The following is a 14,639-nucleotide window of genomic DNA, read 5'->3' as shown; positions in this document are numbered from 1 at the left end:
CTCAGGACTTGGATGCGGCGGCGCCGGCGGCGAGACGCTCGGCATAGTCGATGGCCTCGATCAGGCTGTGCTCGTTGGCGATGCCCTTGCCGGCAATGTCGAAGGCGGTGCCGTGATCGACGGAGGTGCGGATGATCGGTAGCCCCAGCGTGATGTTGACGCCGGAGAGCTCCTGCCAGCGGCCGGTGGCGGGATCGACCTGGAAGCCGAGCAGCTTGACCGGGATGTGCCCCTGGTCGTGATACATCGCGACCGCCGCATCGTACTGGCCGGCGCGCAGCTTGACGAAGATGGTGTCGCCGGGCACGGGACCGACGACATCGAGACCATCGGCGACCGCCTTCGCGATCGTCGGCGCGGAGACGTCGATATCCTGCCGGCCGAACAGACCGCCTTCGCCGGCATGCGGATTAAGCGCGGCAATTGCGATCTTGGGCTTGGCGATGCCGAGCCGCAGCAGCGCATCATTGGTGAGATCGATCACCATCCGCAACCGTTCCGGCGTCAGACGCTTCGGTACGTCCTCCAGCGCCACATGGGTCGAGACATGGCTGACGCGCATGTTGCCGTGGGCCAGCAGCATCACCGAGCCGCGCACGCCGGTGAGATGCGCCAGCATCTCGGTGTGCCCGGGAAAGTGATAGCCGGCCTTGTTGAGGGCTTCCTTGTTCAGCGGCGCCGTGACGATGGCTCCGGTTCGGCCGGCCTGCGTCAGGCGCACGCCATGCTCGATCGCCTTGTAGGCAAAGCGGCCGCCATCGGCGCTGAGCACGCCAGGCTTGATCGGGTCGCCCTCGACGTCAGCCTGCAGGTAACAGAGGTTCGGCCATTCGCGATCGTCGGCCTTCACTTGCGGGATCGCAACGTCGCTGCCGAGCGCGGCCTTCGCACCGTCCAACGCAGCGCCGCTGCCGATGATCAGCAGGCGCAGATCGCCACTCGCGATCCGCTCCCTCAATCCCACACAGGCCTTGACGATGATCTCCGGCCCGATCCCGGCGGGATCGCCCATGGTGATGGCAAGATGACGAGAGGTCATGAGGGACTCCCCAGATTGAGCAAATGATTGTCCCGGAGCAGATCGCGCCAGAGATCGCGCGTGCCGAACGCTCCGGATTTCGAGATGACATCGACGCCGGCCCAGCGGCCGCCTTGCAGCGTCGAGCGCGGCAGGCCCGGCACAATGCGTCCTGTCACCTGCAGCGCATGCGCGCCGAGTCCAAGGCATACGGCCTTCAGCGTCTCTCCGCCAGCAACGATCAGGGTTCCAGGTGGATCGAGCGCAGCAATCAATGTTGTCAGCTCGCGCGAGATCCGTTGCGCGGCATCAGCGCGCGACAGTCCTTCGGCAAGCGAGAATTTTACCAGCGCCACACCGTCGTCAACCAACTTGCGCTGAACGACCGCGTCCCCGTCCCCCTCGGCGAGGGCAACAGTGGCGTCACCGCACGCATCCAGCTGGGATGCGGTGGCGGCCTGGTCCGAGCCGAACAGCCCGAGCACCGGGCGCTTCAATTTCGAAAGTGCACCTGCGCGGTGGCCACGCGCGAGTGCGCCGGCCAGCCCGCCGCTTCCGCACCACAGCACCGGCCCGGGCATCTGCCGCGCCATCTCGACGACGCGATCGAGATCGAGGTCGCTCTCGGCATCGAAGACCTGAACGCCGCCTTGCGCCAGCGTGTCGGCGCCGCCGCGCTGCGCCTCGATGCCATCCTGTCGCAACTGATCCAGCAGACTGTCACCGACGCGGTGCCAGTCACCGTCCACCGTGCGTGCGTATTGCTGGGCATCGACGGTGCGGCGTCCCTGATAGTCGAAGGCAGGCGCGACCACGCAGGACGCCCAGTGGCCGGTGCTCAGACAGGCGCCGAGCTCGGCCGCCCAGGCGCCACGGAGCAGGCTGTCGACTTTCTTGTAGGCGATCGTGCCGTCGCGAAGCAGCGGCGCCAGCCGGGCGACGATCGCGACGCTCTCCGCCTTCGAACGTTCCCTTGTGCCGCTGTCGATGGCGAGGCTCGGGGAACCCGACGCCGCGGGCGTATCCTTCCAGATGACGTCGAACGCTCCGCACAGGCCAACGAACTCTGCCGCGGTGTCGAGCGCACCGGTCAGATCGTCGGCAAGCAGGCGGATGCTGGTCATCGTGATGCCGCTCCCGCGCCAAAGATCTTGCCGGGATTCATCAAGCCTTGCGGATCGAGCAATTGCTTGATGCCGCGCATCAGCTCAATGTCGAGGGGATCGGCGACGCGGGCGAGCCGGCCGCGATTGGTGATGCCGATGCCGTGCTCGGCGCTGATCGCCCCGCCCTGCGCCGCAGTCTCGTCATCGACGATTTCGTTGATCTCAGCCACCAGCGCGGCGGTCGCGGCCGGATCCTGGCAACGCGCACGATCGATCAGCACGATGACGTGGATGTTGCCGTCGCCGATATGGCCATGCATCACGACGTTCGCATGCGGCACGGCCGCCTTGATCCGAGCCTCGACATTGGCGACGAAGGCCGCCTGGCGCTCCAGCGGGACCACGCTGTCATGCGACACCACATAGCCGCTGCGCTTGTTGCCCTCCGACACACTGTGCCTGACGGCCCAGATCGCCTTCGCCTGCGCGAGGTTCGAGGCCAGGATCGCGTCTTCCGCGAGCCCCGCTTCCATCGCATCCGCGAGCACCGCGGCCAATGGCTCATTAAGATCGACGTTGGCAAGCGTGTCGGTCAACTCGACGATGAGATACCACGGTGTCGTCAGCGCGAAGGGAATGGTGACGTGCGGCACGGTCGCGGCGATCGCCTCGATTTGTGAGCGCGACATGATCTCGAGGCTGCCGAGCCGGTCGCCGACCGCGCCGCGCAGGCGCGCCATGATCTCGAGCGCCTGCTCTACGCCCCGCAATTTCAGCAGCGCCAGCGCAGAGCTGCGCGGCGGCGCGAACAGCTTCAGCACCGCCGCGATGACAATGCCGAGCGTGCCTTCCGCGCCGATGAAAAGCTGCTTCAGCGCATAGCCCGTGTTGTCCTTGCGCAGCGCGCGCAGGCCGTTGAAGACGCGGCCATCGGGCAGCACGACCTCCAGGCCGAGCACGAGATCGCGCGTCGGCCCGTAGCGCAACACGGCGGTGCCTCCGGCATTGGTCGAAATGTTGCCGCCGATCTGGCAGGAACCCTCGGCACCGAGGCTCAACGGAAAATAGCGGTCGACGTCGCGGGCCGCGCTCTGCACCTCGGCGAGGATGCAGCCGGCCTCCACCGTGACCGTGTTCGCGAGCGGGCTGACGTCACGCACGGTCCGCATGCGGTCGGGCCGGATCACGACATTGCCGGCACGATCGTCCGGCGTCGCGGCGCCGCACATGCCGGTGTTGCCGCCTTGCGGCACGATCGCCAGCCGCTTCTCGGCGCAATATCTGACGACAGACGAGACCTCGGCGGTCGAACCGGGCTTCACCACCGCAACAGCGCGGCCGTGATAGCGCCCGCGCCAGTCCACCACATAGGGCTCCTGGTCAGATCCGGACGCGATGATGTGCTTGTCGCCGACGATGGAGGCGAGCCCGGCCAGCGCGTCCTGGAAAACGTCGGACATCGGTTCGCCTCGCCGTCCGCGCCAGCCTTAAGCGGCCGTCGCGAATGCCGCAGCATTCGCGAGCAGCTCTTTCAATTGAGTTGCCGGCAGGGTCTCCAGCGGCGGCCGCAGGCGCTGCCAGCCGGCGTGACCGGTGCGCTCGGCCATCAGCGCCTTCAGCGAGGGCATTTGCGCGAAGCGCGAGACCAGCTCACGCGCCTTCACGATGCGCGCCTGCGCAGCTGCGAGGTTCGCATCGTCATCGCTGTCGCGGAAATGCTTGAAGACATAGGCGAGATCCCGCGCGACGAGGTTCGAGGTCGCAGTGATGCAGCCCGCGCCGCCCTTGCGCAGCAGCGGCAGCAGCAGCGGGTCGGCACCGGTCAGCACCGAGAAGCCCGGAAAGCGCTCGACCATCGCCGTCATGTTGACGAAATCGCCCGAGGAGTCCTTGATGCCGACGATGGTCGACGGATAGGCCTTGCGCAGACGCTCGATCAGCGCGTGCGAAATCGGCTGCATCGACATTTGCGGAATGTGATAGAGCACGATCTTGAGGCGCTTGTCGCCGATGCGCTGGATGATCTCGTTATAGGCGGCATAGACGCCATCATCGCTGACGTTCTTGTAGTAGAACGGCGGCAGCATCACCACGGTATCGACGCCGACCGACAGCGCATGGCGCGTCAATGCAATGGTATCGGTGAACGCGGCGACGCCGGTGCCCGGCAGCAGCTGGTTCGGCTTGATGCCGCCGGCGATCACGGCCTCCAGCAGCGCGGTGCGCTCGGAGACCGAGAAGGAGTTCGCCTCCCCCGTGGTGCCAAGCATCGCAATGGCATCACAGCCTTCGTCCAGCAAATAGCGGCAATGCGCAATGAAGCGCGCGTGATCGGGCGCGAGCTCGGCGTCGAGCGGCGTCAACGCGGCGGAGAACACGCCATGTGGATGCAAGGACTGGGGGTGCAGCGATGATGTCGACAAAGCTTCCTCCGATCGTCAGATCGATGTTGTTCGGAATGCGAACATTTGTTATAATCTGATCCGTTGGTAAGATCAGGCTTCCGCCGCGTCAAGGGCTGTGGCTGTCATGGCAGGGCATACGGGCATGGCCAAGGGCGAAAAGAAGGCGGCGAAACGCGCACCGGAAGCTACACCGAAGAATCCCAAGAATTATGTCGCGTCCGTCGGCAAGGCCTTTGCCGTGCTCAAGAGTTTCACCAGCGAGGCCTTCGAGCTGACGCTGAGTGAAGTTGCCGCACGCGCCGATCTCGATCGCGGCACGGCGTTCCGGCTGATCCAGACCCTGATCGAACTCGGCTATCTCCAGGCGGTGCCGCAGAGCCGCCGGTTCCGTCTCGGCCTCGCCTGCCTCGACCTCGGTTACACCGTGCTGTCGCACGGATCGTTGCGCACCATCGTCGAGCCCTTGTTGCGCGACCTCGTGCCTGAGGTCGGCGATGCGGCCTCGCTCGGCGTCCTCGATGGCGGCGACGTGATCTATCTCGCGCGAGTCGGTGCCGGCCTCGACCGCCACAAGATGGATCGCCGGCCAGGCACGCGCATTCCAGCCTACAGCGCCGCGCTTGGCCATGCCATGCTGGCGCATCTTCAGCGCAACGAGCAGATCGAACGGCTGGAGTCACGGCCCCGCGTCAAGCTGTCGGAGCGAACGCTGACCGATCTCGACGCTTTGCTCGCCCGGCTCGATCAGGTCAAGAAGAAGGGCCATGCCGTCTCCGACGGCGAGAACGCCTATGGCTTGCGCACGCTGGCGATGCCGATCCTGGACGCGCAGGGCTTTGTGATCGCCGGACTGAGCGTCACCGTGGACGCGATGCGCATGGACATGCCGACCTTTCGCGACCAGGCGCTGCCGAAGCTGATGCGGCTGACGAGCACGGTGCAGGAGATCACGATCAAGTCGGGCCTGTTGAGCTGAGCGCGCCGTCGGCCGAAGCGCGATCTCCGAAGACAGCTATTCCGGGACGAGCGTCGCAAGTCCGGCTTCGATAATAGTGATTTCCTCGCTCACCTGCGCGATGGAGTGCTGCGGGTCGACGCCGGTCACGGCCACCAGCTGCCGCAGCAGGTCCTGGCGATGCGCCAGAATATCTTCCAGCGCATCGCGATCGTTCAGCCGCACATAGCCCTCAACGATCAATTCAACGGAACGCGACATGATACTCTCGATACAAATTCGATTTCTGATCTCGCGAAAATATCGTGCCGGCGCGCGGCTGCGGGAATGAAGTCGCGTCAACCTTGACTGGTAAGATTAATCGCCGTGTAACACACTGCCTAAACAGTGATACGATCGAAGTCTGCAGCGATCCGGACGTTCGGAAAGATCTTCGTCGCTTCGGCGAGGATCTCGTCGTCCTCATAGCGGCCCGACAGATGGGTCAGCATGAGCTGCCGGACGTTATTCGTGGCCGCGAACTGAGCCGCCTCCGCGGCGGTGAGATGGCCGTAATCCCGCGCGGTCGGAGCATCCCGATCGAGGAACGTCGCCTCGATCACCAGCAGGTCGGCTCCCGCGACATGTTTCGATAGCCCCTCGGTGGTCTCGGTGTCACCGATCACGACCAGCTTCTTGCCGCCACCCGGCGGACCCATGACATCCTCGGGATCAATCGTCCGGCCGCCTTCGATCGTGACCGGCCGACCTGCGGCAAGCTCGCCGCGCATGGGACCATCGGGCACACCGAGCGCAGAGAGACGATCGGACAAGAGATGGCGCCGCGCCGGACTTTGGAAGACGAAGCCAAAACTGTCGGTGTCACGATGACGGACCGGAAAACAGTCGATCGTAAAGTCGCCGACGTCGATGACACGCCCTCCAGAGAGTGGCGCGAACGCCACGGCAATCGGCGCGCGGCCTCCGCCCCACAGCCCAGCAAGCAAGCGGATGACGATATCGAGCGTACCCGGCCCGCCATGGATGGTCATCACATCGGAGGTCTGCCGCAGCCCCAATGTCGAGAACAGACCGGGGATGCCAAGCACGTGATCGAGATGCCCGTGCGTCAGCAGAATGCGATCGAGCCGCCGAAAGCCGGCGCCGCTTCGCAGCAACTGTCGCTGCGTGCCTTCGCCGCAATCGATCAGCATCCGCTGGCCCGCGGCCTCCAGCAGAAGCGCCGGATGGTTGCGCTCTGCGGATGGAACGCTGGCCGAGGTCCCGAGAAATGTCAGGGCGAACATGGCTGACTCTTGTGCGAGGTCGCAGGGCTGATCCGCCCTTATAGCTGCTATTGGCTCGCGCACGCCGATACGTCGAGCGAACGATTTTGTTGTTTTAGCTGAGGCCGACCGCCCTGCGCTCCCACACGCAGGCAGATCTGGTTCCCATTGCGCCGCCTTTTCATCCCGCTTTCAAAATTGCACGTTCGGTGCCCGGATCAGCTTGCAGCCGGAATGGTGCCGACACGCCGATGGGATATTATGGAGTTCATGTTGCAACGAGATGCCTCTGATTTGACCTATGGCTCGATCGGCGCGTTGCTGAGCGCCCTCTACGCGCGCAAGCTATCCGCATCGGAATTGCTCGAACACACGATCGCGCGCATCGAGGCGCTGGACGGGCCGATCAACGCCATCATCGTTCGCGATTTCGATCGCGCAAGAGACGCCGCACGCGCCGCCGATGCCGCGCTTGGCCGCGGCGAGCGGAAGCCGCTGCTCGGTATCCCCGTGACCTTGAAGGAGCCGTTCAACGTCGCCGGCCTGCCGACGACCTGGGGCTTCCCGCAATTCAGGGATTTCCAACCGGCGGAAGACGCTCTTGTCGTCTCGCGGTTGAAGGCGGCCGGCGCCATCATCATTGGCAAGACCAACATCCCGATCGGCCTGCGGGATTTCCAGAGCTACAACGAGATCTACGGGACGACGAACAACCCGTGGGATCTCGGACGCTCGCCCGGCGGCTCCTCGGGCGGATGCGGAGCGGCGCTGGCTGCGGGGTTCGGTCCGCTCTCGATCGGCTCGGATATCGGCGGCTCGATCCGGGTGCCCTCACATTTCTGCGGTGTGTTCGGACACAAGCCGAGCCTCGGCCTGGTCCCACTGCGCGGATACAGCCTGCCGCCGGCACGCCCCGTTCCCGGTCAGGGTGATTTGGCTGTCGTCGGGCCGATGGCGCGCACGGCGTGGACCTCGCCTTGTCGCTCGACGTGATTGCCGGGCCCGACGAGATGCGCGATGGCGTTGGCTATCGCCTGGCATTGCCCGCTCCGCGGCACGACGATCTCAGGGAATTCAGGATCGTCGTGATCGATACGCATCCGTTGATGCCGACTGGCGAAGCCGTGCGGTCCGCGATCGGACGGCTGGCGGGCCGGCTCGAACGTTCGGGCGCGCGAGTCGCGCGCTCAAGTGCGTTGTTGCCTGATCTCGCTGAATCCGCGCGGATCTACATGAAGCTGCTGAATGCAGCACGAAGTCCGCGCCTGACACCGGCCGCCCTCGCGGAGGCACAAGGATTTGCGACCACATTGTCACCCGACGACCGCAGCCTGCAGGCCGAACGAGCGCGCGGATGGGCCATGATCCATCGCGAATGGCTTGCGTTCGACGCCGCACGCCTGCAGCTGCAACAGCAATGGTACGAGCTGTTCCGGGACTACGATTCGGTGATCTACCCCATCGCCGCAGTGCCGGCTTTTCCGCAGGACCATTCCGAGCCGTTCGACGCGCGGCAGTTGGACATCGACGGGAAGCTCTACAATTACTCTGACGCGTGTTTCATCTGGGCCGACCCCGCTTCGACCTGCGGACTGCCGGCGACCGCCGTGCCGATCGAGCGCATGCCTTCGGGCCTACCGATCGGCGTCCAGATCATCGGGCCGTATCTGGAGGACCGCACAACGATTGCGCTGGCCGGGCTGATCGAACGTGAGTTCGGCGGCTTCGTGCCGCCGCCTGCCCTCTCCGCAAAATAGTCCGCGAGCGAACGGAGCTACTACGCTCTGTCGGCCGACTGCGCCTCGACCGCCTGCACCGCTACGGTCGCCACCTGCCGCAACGCTTCGCAGTCGGAGCCTGAGGATGCCATTACGCCCATGCCGACCGAGACGGCCGAGACATATCGCGCGAGTGCGGCGGGATCCGACGTCGGCTTGAGATCGCCTTCAGCTTTGGCGCGAACAAAACGGTCGCGGAGCTGGTCTTCGTTTTGGGCGCGGCGGGCGGCGAGCTCGAAGGGGACGTTCTCGGAGCCAGTGCCGGTGGCGATGCCACCTTGCACGAGCAGGCAGCCGGGTGGATTGGCGGGATCGGTCTGCTTTTCGGCGATGCCGATCAGCATCCGCTCGGCGACATCGCGGGCGGTCGGTGCCGCGACCACCTCGTCCATCCAGGCGCCGCGCAATTTGGTGTAGCGGTCGAGCGCGGCCTTGAGCAGGCCTTCCTTGTTGCCGAAGCAGGCATAAAGGCTCGGCGGGTTGATGCCCATGGCCTCTGTGAGCTGGGCAATCGTCGCGCCCTCATAGCCATGGCGCCAAAACACTTCCATCGCCTGATCCAACGCCACTTCAGCGTCGAATTCGCGGGGGCGTCCCATGCCCATGTGCCTGTCTCCTCGGAATTAACGTTCTGCCGGAGGCTTAACGCCAAATCCTATCTATTTGTTCTCGCTTTATTTTCTCTTCCGCCTTCCAATTCTTGCGGCAAGCGGCTACAATTTTCTTAGTGAACGGTACATAAGTATCTTGCGCTGCGATATCCAGCTCCACATCTGTAGTGAACACTACATTTCTGGAGCGCGCAAATGCCCCCCTCCCAAAATACCTCTCGCCCTGGCCGTATCCGCCGTCTTCTCGGCGGCGTTGCGATCGTGGGCGCCCTTACCGTGGCCGGCTCCATCGCGACCGGCCACTATTTCCGTGCCGCGCAAGCGACCGCTACGGCGGCCGCGGCTGAGCAGGCCGTCTCCGTGACGGTCGCGATGATCGAGCCAAAGCAGACCGTGCTGTGGGACGATTTCTCCGGCCGGCTCGAGGCCATCAACCGGGTCGAGCTACGACCGCGGGTTTCCGGCGCGATCCTGTCGACCAATTTTACTGAGGGCGCGCTGGTGAAGGCCGGCGATGTCCTGTTCAAGATCGATCCGGCGCCTTACGAGGCCGAGGTCGACAAGGCCAATGCGCAGCTAGAGGCCGCGAAGGCGCGTGTTGTGTTTACCCAGAGCGAACTCGAGCGCGGCGCGCAGCTGGTCGGCAATGCCGTGGTCACGCGGCGTGACTACGACCAGCGCGACAACGCCAATCGCGAAGCCATCGCCAATGTGAAGGCGGCCGAGGCGACGCTGCAGACCGCAAAGCTCAATCTCGACTACACCGAGGTGCGCGCGCCGGTGAATGGCCGCGTCGGCAAATTCGAGATCACCGTCGGCAATCTCGTTGCTGCCGGCACCGCCTCCCCGATCCTGACGTCGCTGGTCTCGGTCAATCCGATCTATGCGTCCTTCGATGCGGACGAAGAGGTCGTGCTGCGCGCGTTGAATTCGATCGCAGATAGCACCGGCAAGCGCGGCAATCTCGACCAGATCCCGGTGGAGATGGCGACCTCCGGCGGTCTGTCGGCCAAGGGCCACATCCAGCTCATCGACAACCAGGTCAACGGACAGAGCGGCACCATCCGTGTCCGCGCGGTTTTCCGGAACGAGGACGGGCGTCTCATCCCCGGCCAGTTCGCCCGCGTGCGCATGGGCCAGCCGAAGCAGCAGTCGCTTGTGATGATCGACGAGCGCGCGATCGGCACCGACCAGGACAAGAAGTTCGTGATGGCGGTCGGCGATGACAGTCGTGCGGTCTACCGGCCGATCACGCTTGGCGGCTCGGTCGACGGACTGCGGATCGTGACTGCGGGCCTGAAAACCGGCGATCGCATCGTCGTCAACGGCCTGCAGCGCGTACGTCCCGGCGCTCTCCTCAAGACCGAGGTGGCAGCGATGGGTGCACGCGGGCAGCAGGCCTCCAACCACAGCAACCAGGACGTGGTGCAACGCTAGTTACCTCGTTCCGGGCCGAGCGCCCGGAATGACGACGACATAACGACCAAGACATCGCATCTCGATTCCGGAACGTGGGCGTTAGCCTGCGTCCCGGGGGTCCGGGAGAGCTGTCTCTCGCGCAGGGGCAAAGCCATGAATCTTTCAAAGTTCTTCATTGATCGTCCGATTTTTGCCGGCGTTCTTTCGGTCCTGATTTTCCTCGCAGGCCTGATCTCGCTGTTCGCGATGCCGATCTCGGAATATCCGGACGTGGTGCCGCCCTCGGTGCTGGTGCGCGCGACCTATCCCGGCGCCAATCCCAAGGTGATCGCGGAAACGGTGGCGACGCCAATCGAGGAGCAGATCAACGGCGTCGAGGGCATGCTGTACATGTCGAGCCAGGCCACCACCGACGGCGCGATGACGCTGACGGTGACGTTCCGGCTCGGCACCGATCCCGACAAGGCGACACAGCTCGTGCAGAACCGCGTGCAGCAGGCCGAACCGCGCCTGCCGGCGGTCGTGCGCCAGCTCGGCATCATCACCAAGAAGTCCTCGCCCGACCTCACCATGGTCGTGCATCTCTTGTCGCCCAACAACCGCTACGACATGACGTATTTGCGCAACTACGCGGTGCTCAACGTCAAGGACCGCCTGGCGCGGATCGACGGTGTCGGTGACGTCCAGCTCTATGGCGCCGGCGACTATTCGATGCGGGTCTGGGTCGATCCACAGAAGGCGGCCGAGCACGGGTTGACCGCGAACGACATCGTCAAGTCAATCCAGGCGCAGAACGTCGAGGCCGCAGCCGGCGTGGTCGGCTCCTCCCCCAACGTTAGGGGTATCGACCTGCAAATGTCCGTCAATGCGGAAGGCCGCCTTGCGAACGAGGAGCAGTTCGGCGACATCGTGGTCAAGACCGGCTCGCGCGGCGAAGTCGTACGCTTGCGCGACGTCGCGCGAATCGAGCTTGGCGCGTCCGAATACGGCCTGCGTTCGCTGCTCGACAACAAGCAGGCGGTCGCAATCCCGATCTTCCAGGCGCCGGGCTCCAACGCGCTGGAAATCTCCGACCACGTCCGCGCCACCATGGCCGAGATCAAGAAGAACATGCCGGAGGGCGTGTCCTACCAGATCGTCTACGATCCCACCCAATTCGTGCGCTCTTCGATCGAGGCCGTGATCCACACGCTGCTGGAGGCGATCGCGCTGGTGGTGCTGGTCGTGATCCTGTTCCTGCAGACCTGGCGCGCCTCGATCATTCCGTTGCTCGCGGTGCCGGTGTCGATCGTCGGCACCTTCGCGGTGATGCACCTGTTCGGCTTCTCCATCAACGCGCTCAGCCTGTTCGGGCTGGTGCTCGCGATCGGCATCGTCGTCGACGACGCCATCGTCGTGGTCGAGAATGTCGAGCGCAACATCGAGGGCGGGCTCTCGCCGCGCGACGCCACCTATCAGGCCATGCGCGAGGTCTCCGGCCCGATCATCGCCATCGCAATGGTGCTGATCGCCGTGTTCGTGCCGCTCGCCTTCATCTCCGGCCTCACCGGACAGTTCTACAAGCAGTTCGCGCTGACGATCGCGATCTCGACGGTGATCTCGGCCGTCAACTCGCTGACCTTGTCGCCGGCGCTGTCGGCGCTGCTGCTCAAGGGTCACAACGAGCCGAAGGACCGGCTGACGCTCATCATGGAAAAGAGCCTCGGCTGGTTCTTCCGCGGCTTCAACAAGGCCTTTACGCGCTCCTCGGAGAATTACAGCGGCACCGTCACCAAGGTGATCTCCGGCAAGGCCGCCGTGATGGGCCTCTACGTGGTCCTGGTCGGCGTCACCGCCTTCCTGTTCCAGCAGGTGCCGAGCGGCTTCGTGCCGGGCCAGGACAAGCAATATCTGGTCGGTTTCTCGCGGCTGCCTGACGGTGCAGCGCTCGATCGCACCGAAGAGGTCATCCGCAAGATGAGCGACATCGCGCTGACGCAGCCTGGTGTCGAGAGTTCGGTCGCCTTCCCAGGCCTGTCGATCGCCGGCTTCACCAATTCATCCAACGCCGGCATCGTGTTCTCGACGCTGAAACCGTTCGACGAGCGCAAGAGCCCGGCCTTGAGCGGAAATGCCATCGCGGCCGATCTCAACAAGAAATACTCAGGCATCCAGGAAGCCTTCATCGCCATGTTCCCGCCACCGCCGGTCAACGGCCTCGGCACGATTGGCGGCTTCAAGCTCCAGATCGAGGACCGCGCCGGGCTCGGCTATGAGGCGCTGAACGACGCGACCAAGGCGTTCATGGCGGCGATGCAGAAAGCGCCGGAGATCGCGGGCGTGTTCTCGAGCTTCCAGGTCAACGTGCCGCAGCTGTTCGCCGACATCGACCGCACCAAGGCGCTGCAGCTTGGCGTGCCCGTGACGGAGGTGTTCAACACGCTCCAGATTTATCTCGGCTCCTACTACGTCAACGACTTCAACAAGTTTGGCCGCACCTACTCGGTCTATGTGCAGGCCGATGCGCCGTTCCGCGCGCGGGCCGACGACATCAGGCAGTTGAAGGTGCGTTCGTCCTCGGGCGACATGGTGCCGCTGTCGGCGCTGCTCACGATCCGCCAGAGCGCGGGGCCTGAGCGCGCGATCCGCTACAACGGCTTTCTGTCGTCCGACATCAATGCGGCCGCAGCGCCCGGCTTCTCGTCGGGCCAGGCGCAGGAGGTGGCGACGCGGATCGCGGCGGAGACGCTGCCGCCCGGCTTTGCCTTCGAATGGACCGACCTGACCTATCAGGAGTTCATCGCCGGCAATTCCGGCCTCTGGGTGTTCCCGCTGGCGATCCTGCTGGTGTTCCTGGTGCTGGCGGCGCTCTACGAGAGCCTCACCCTGCCGCTCTCGATCATCATGATCGTGCCGATGGGTCTGCTGGCCGCGATGTTCGGCGTCTGGCTCTCCAAGGGCGACAACAACGTCTTCACCCAGATCGGCTTGATCGTCCTCGTCGGCCTCTCCGCCAAGAACGCGATCCTGATCGTCGAATTCGCGCGCGAGCTCGAATTCGCAGGGCGCACGCCGATAAGGGCTGCGATCGAAGCGAGCCGGCTGCGGTTGCGTCCGATCCTGATGACGTCGATGGCCTTCATCATGGGCGTGCTGCCGCTGGTGCTCTCGACCGGCGCCGGCTCTGAGATGCGGCGTGCCATGGGCGTCGCGGTGTTCTCGGGCATGATCGGCGTCACCGTGTTCGGCCTGTTCCTGACGCCGGTGTTCTATGTGCTGCTGCGGACCGTCACCGGCATGAAGCCGCTGGTGCATCACGGCAGCGGCAGCAGCGTGGCACCGGTTCAGGGCCTTAACCACGAAGTCCCCGGGCACTAAATCAGGGAAATCCCTGAGATCAGCAACAGAACGAGCACGGTCTTGCGAAAGACCGTCTCGTTGACCCGGTGAAAGGCGATCACACCGAGCGCGGATCCCGCGAACAGCGCCGGCAGGCTGACTGCGAGGTCGACGAACACCTTTGACGACAGGTCCTGGTGTCCGACCAGCAGGGTGATCGCAAACAGCTGCATCGCGGCGATGAACGGCTGCACCAGGCCGCGCTGCTCGCTCTTGGGCATGCCACGCATGTCGCACCAGATCGTCGGGATCGCGCCGGGCATGGCGGTGAGCCCGCCGACCAGCCCTCCTCCGAATCCGATCAGCGCAACCCAGTGACGGCCGACGGCCTCACTCGCCGTCACCAGCGTCGGCCGCAGCAGCATATAGGCGGCATAGAGGGCCACGACGACACCAAAGCCGCGCCGAAGCAGATGCGTGTCGGTCGACTGCAACAGCGAGACCGCAATGGGAACGCCGATCAACCCGCCGATGATCAGGAACAGACTTCCCTCCCAGCGGATGCTGCGCCGAAGCGCCCACAGATTGGTCGCCTGCACGCCGATACTGCACGCCATCATCAACGGTACGGCCTCCAGCGGCTGAAACACCCGCAGCAGGATCGCGCCCGCGACGGCGGAAAATGCGAAGCCCGAGAGCCCCGAGACGAAGGCTCCGGCGAATACGGCGGCGCTGAGGAGCAGCAGTGTCGTGATGTCAGGCAC

The 14,639-nt window shown here is 64.7% G+C and carries 11 protein-coding genes and 1 pseudogene; 4 read left to right on the top strand and 8 right to left on the bottom strand.

From position 1 onward, the window contains the following. Window position 1 precedes the first annotated feature (1 nt). Genes pdxA through FXB40_RS06835 form a run of 4 tightly spaced genes read right to left on the bottom strand, consistent with a single transcriptional unit; the run spans window position 2 to window position 4,532 of the window. Window positions 2-1,039, bottom strand: a complete 1,038-nt coding sequence (gene pdxA, locus FXB40_RS06850; protein WP_148771437.1) for a 4-hydroxythreonine-4-phosphate dehydrogenase PdxA — start codon at window positions 1,037-1,039, stop codon at window positions 2-4. Continuing rightward, window positions 1,036-2,142 carry a four-carbon acid sugar kinase family protein gene (locus tag FXB40_RS06845; protein WP_148771436.1) on the bottom strand — a complete coding sequence of 369 codons (1,107 nt, stop codon included), beginning with the start codon at window positions 2,140-2,142 and terminating at the stop codon, window positions 1,036-1,038. Before FXB40_RS06845 ends, pdxA begins: the two co-directional genes overlap by 4 nt. Next, window positions 2,139-3,584: an FAD-binding oxidoreductase gene (locus FXB40_RS06840; RefSeq protein WP_148771435.1), complete on the bottom strand. Its 1,446-nt coding sequence runs from the start codon at window positions 3,582-3,584 to the stop codon at window positions 2,139-2,141. The genes FXB40_RS06845 and FXB40_RS06840 overlap by 4 nt, the downstream gene beginning before the upstream one ends. 27 nt (window positions 3,585-3,611) lie before the next feature. Further along, on the bottom strand, window positions 3,612-4,532 hold the full coding sequence (locus FXB40_RS06835; RefSeq protein ID WP_187436715.1) for a dihydrodipicolinate synthase family protein: 921 nt from the start codon (window positions 4,530-4,532) through the stop codon (window positions 3,612-3,614). A gap of 121 nt (window positions 4,533-4,653) precedes the next feature. On the opposite strand from FXB40_RS06835, the gene FXB40_RS06830 reads away from it, so the two are divergent. Continuing rightward, on the top strand, window positions 4,654-5,505 hold the full coding sequence (locus tag FXB40_RS06830) for an IclR family transcriptional regulator (RefSeq protein WP_246207423.1): 852 nt from the start codon (window positions 4,654-4,656) through the stop codon (window positions 5,503-5,505). A gap of 36 nt (window positions 5,506-5,541) precedes the next feature. On the opposite strand, the gene FXB40_RS06825 is transcribed toward FXB40_RS06830, so the two are convergent. Both FXB40_RS06825 and rnz read right to left on the bottom strand, forming a co-directional pair. Further along, the gene (locus FXB40_RS06825) at window positions 5,542-5,745 is read right to left on the bottom strand and encodes a hypothetical protein (protein WP_148771434.1); all 204 of its coding nucleotides are present in this window, start codon (window positions 5,743-5,745) and stop codon (window positions 5,542-5,544) included. Window positions 5,746-5,864: 119 nt separating this feature from the next. Continuing rightward, window positions 5,865-6,770: a ribonuclease Z gene (gene rnz, locus FXB40_RS06820; RefSeq protein ID WP_148771433.1), complete on the bottom strand. Its 906-nt coding sequence runs from the start codon at window positions 6,768-6,770 to the stop codon at window positions 5,865-5,867. Between the two features lie 249 nt (window positions 6,771-7,019). Between rnz and FXB40_RS06815 the strand changes: the two are divergent. Further along, window positions 7,020-8,506, top strand: a pseudogene (locus FXB40_RS06815) (amidase). A 20-nt stretch (window positions 8,507-8,526) separates the two neighbouring features. Here the strand turns inward: FXB40_RS06815 and FXB40_RS06810 are convergent. Then, window positions 8,527-9,132, bottom strand: a complete 606-nt coding sequence (locus FXB40_RS06810; RefSeq protein ID WP_148771432.1) for a TetR/AcrR family transcriptional regulator — start codon at window positions 9,130-9,132, stop codon at window positions 8,527-8,529. A gap of 201 nt (window positions 9,133-9,333) precedes the next feature. On the opposite strand from FXB40_RS06810, the gene FXB40_RS06805 reads away from it, so the two are divergent. Beyond that, window positions 9,334-10,575 carry an efflux RND transporter periplasmic adaptor subunit gene (locus tag FXB40_RS06805; RefSeq protein ID WP_148771431.1) on the top strand — a complete coding sequence of 414 codons (1,242 nt, stop codon included), beginning with the start codon at window positions 9,334-9,336 and terminating at the stop codon, window positions 10,573-10,575. Window positions 10,576-10,710: 135 nt separating this feature from the next. Beyond that, window positions 10,711-13,914, top strand: a complete 3,204-nt coding sequence (locus tag FXB40_RS06800) for an efflux RND transporter permease subunit (RefSeq protein WP_148771430.1) — start codon at window positions 10,711-10,713, stop codon at window positions 13,912-13,914. Here the strand turns inward: FXB40_RS06800 and FXB40_RS06795 are convergent. Beyond that, window positions 13,911-14,639 carry a sulfite exporter TauE/SafE family protein gene (locus tag FXB40_RS06795; protein ID WP_148771429.1) on the bottom strand — a complete coding sequence of 243 codons (729 nt, stop codon included), beginning with the start codon at window positions 14,637-14,639 and terminating at the stop codon, window positions 13,911-13,913. The genes FXB40_RS06800 and FXB40_RS06795 overlap by 4 nt on opposite strands.

Origin of the sequence: Bradyrhizobium rifense (assembly GCF_008123425.1) — a bacterium.
In the GTDB taxonomy this organism is placed as follows: Bacteria; Pseudomonadota; Alphaproteobacteria; order Rhizobiales; family Xanthobacteraceae; genus Bradyrhizobium; species Bradyrhizobium rifense.
Note: the sequence above shows the minus strand (reverse complement) of the source record. Positions and strands in the feature narration are given on the sequence as shown.

Coding starts and splice junctions, on each gene's coding strand:
- FXB40_RS06830 (WP_246207423.1), top strand. CDS start 4,654: ATGGCAGGGCATACGGGCATGGCCAAGGGCGAAAAGAAGGCGGCGAAA.
- FXB40_RS06800 (WP_148771430.1), top strand. CDS start 10,711: ATGAATCTTTCAAAGTTCTTCATTGATCGTCCGATTTTTGCCGGCGTT.
- FXB40_RS06825 (WP_148771434.1), bottom strand. CDS start 5,745: ATGTCGCGTTCCGTTGAATTGATCGTTGAGGGCTATGTGCGGCTGAAC.
- pdxA (WP_148771437.1), bottom strand. CDS start 1,039: ATGACCTCTCGTCATCTTGCCATCACCATGGGCGATCCCGCCGGGATC.
- rnz (WP_148771433.1), bottom strand. CDS start 6,770: ATGTTCGCCCTGACATTTCTCGGGACCTCGGCCAGCGTTCCATCCGCA.
- FXB40_RS06840 (WP_148771435.1), bottom strand. CDS start 3,584: ATGTCCGACGTTTTCCAGGACGCGCTGGCCGGGCTCGCCTCCATCGTC.
- FXB40_RS06805 (WP_148771431.1), top strand. CDS start 9,334: ATGCCCCCCTCCCAAAATACCTCTCGCCCTGGCCGTATCCGCCGTCTT.
- FXB40_RS06810 (WP_148771432.1), bottom strand. CDS start 9,132: ATGGGCATGGGACGCCCCCGCGAATTCGACGCTGAAGTGGCGTTGGAT.
- FXB40_RS06845 (WP_148771436.1), bottom strand. CDS start 2,142: ATGACCAGCATCCGCCTGCTTGCCGACGATCTGACCGGTGCGCTCGAC.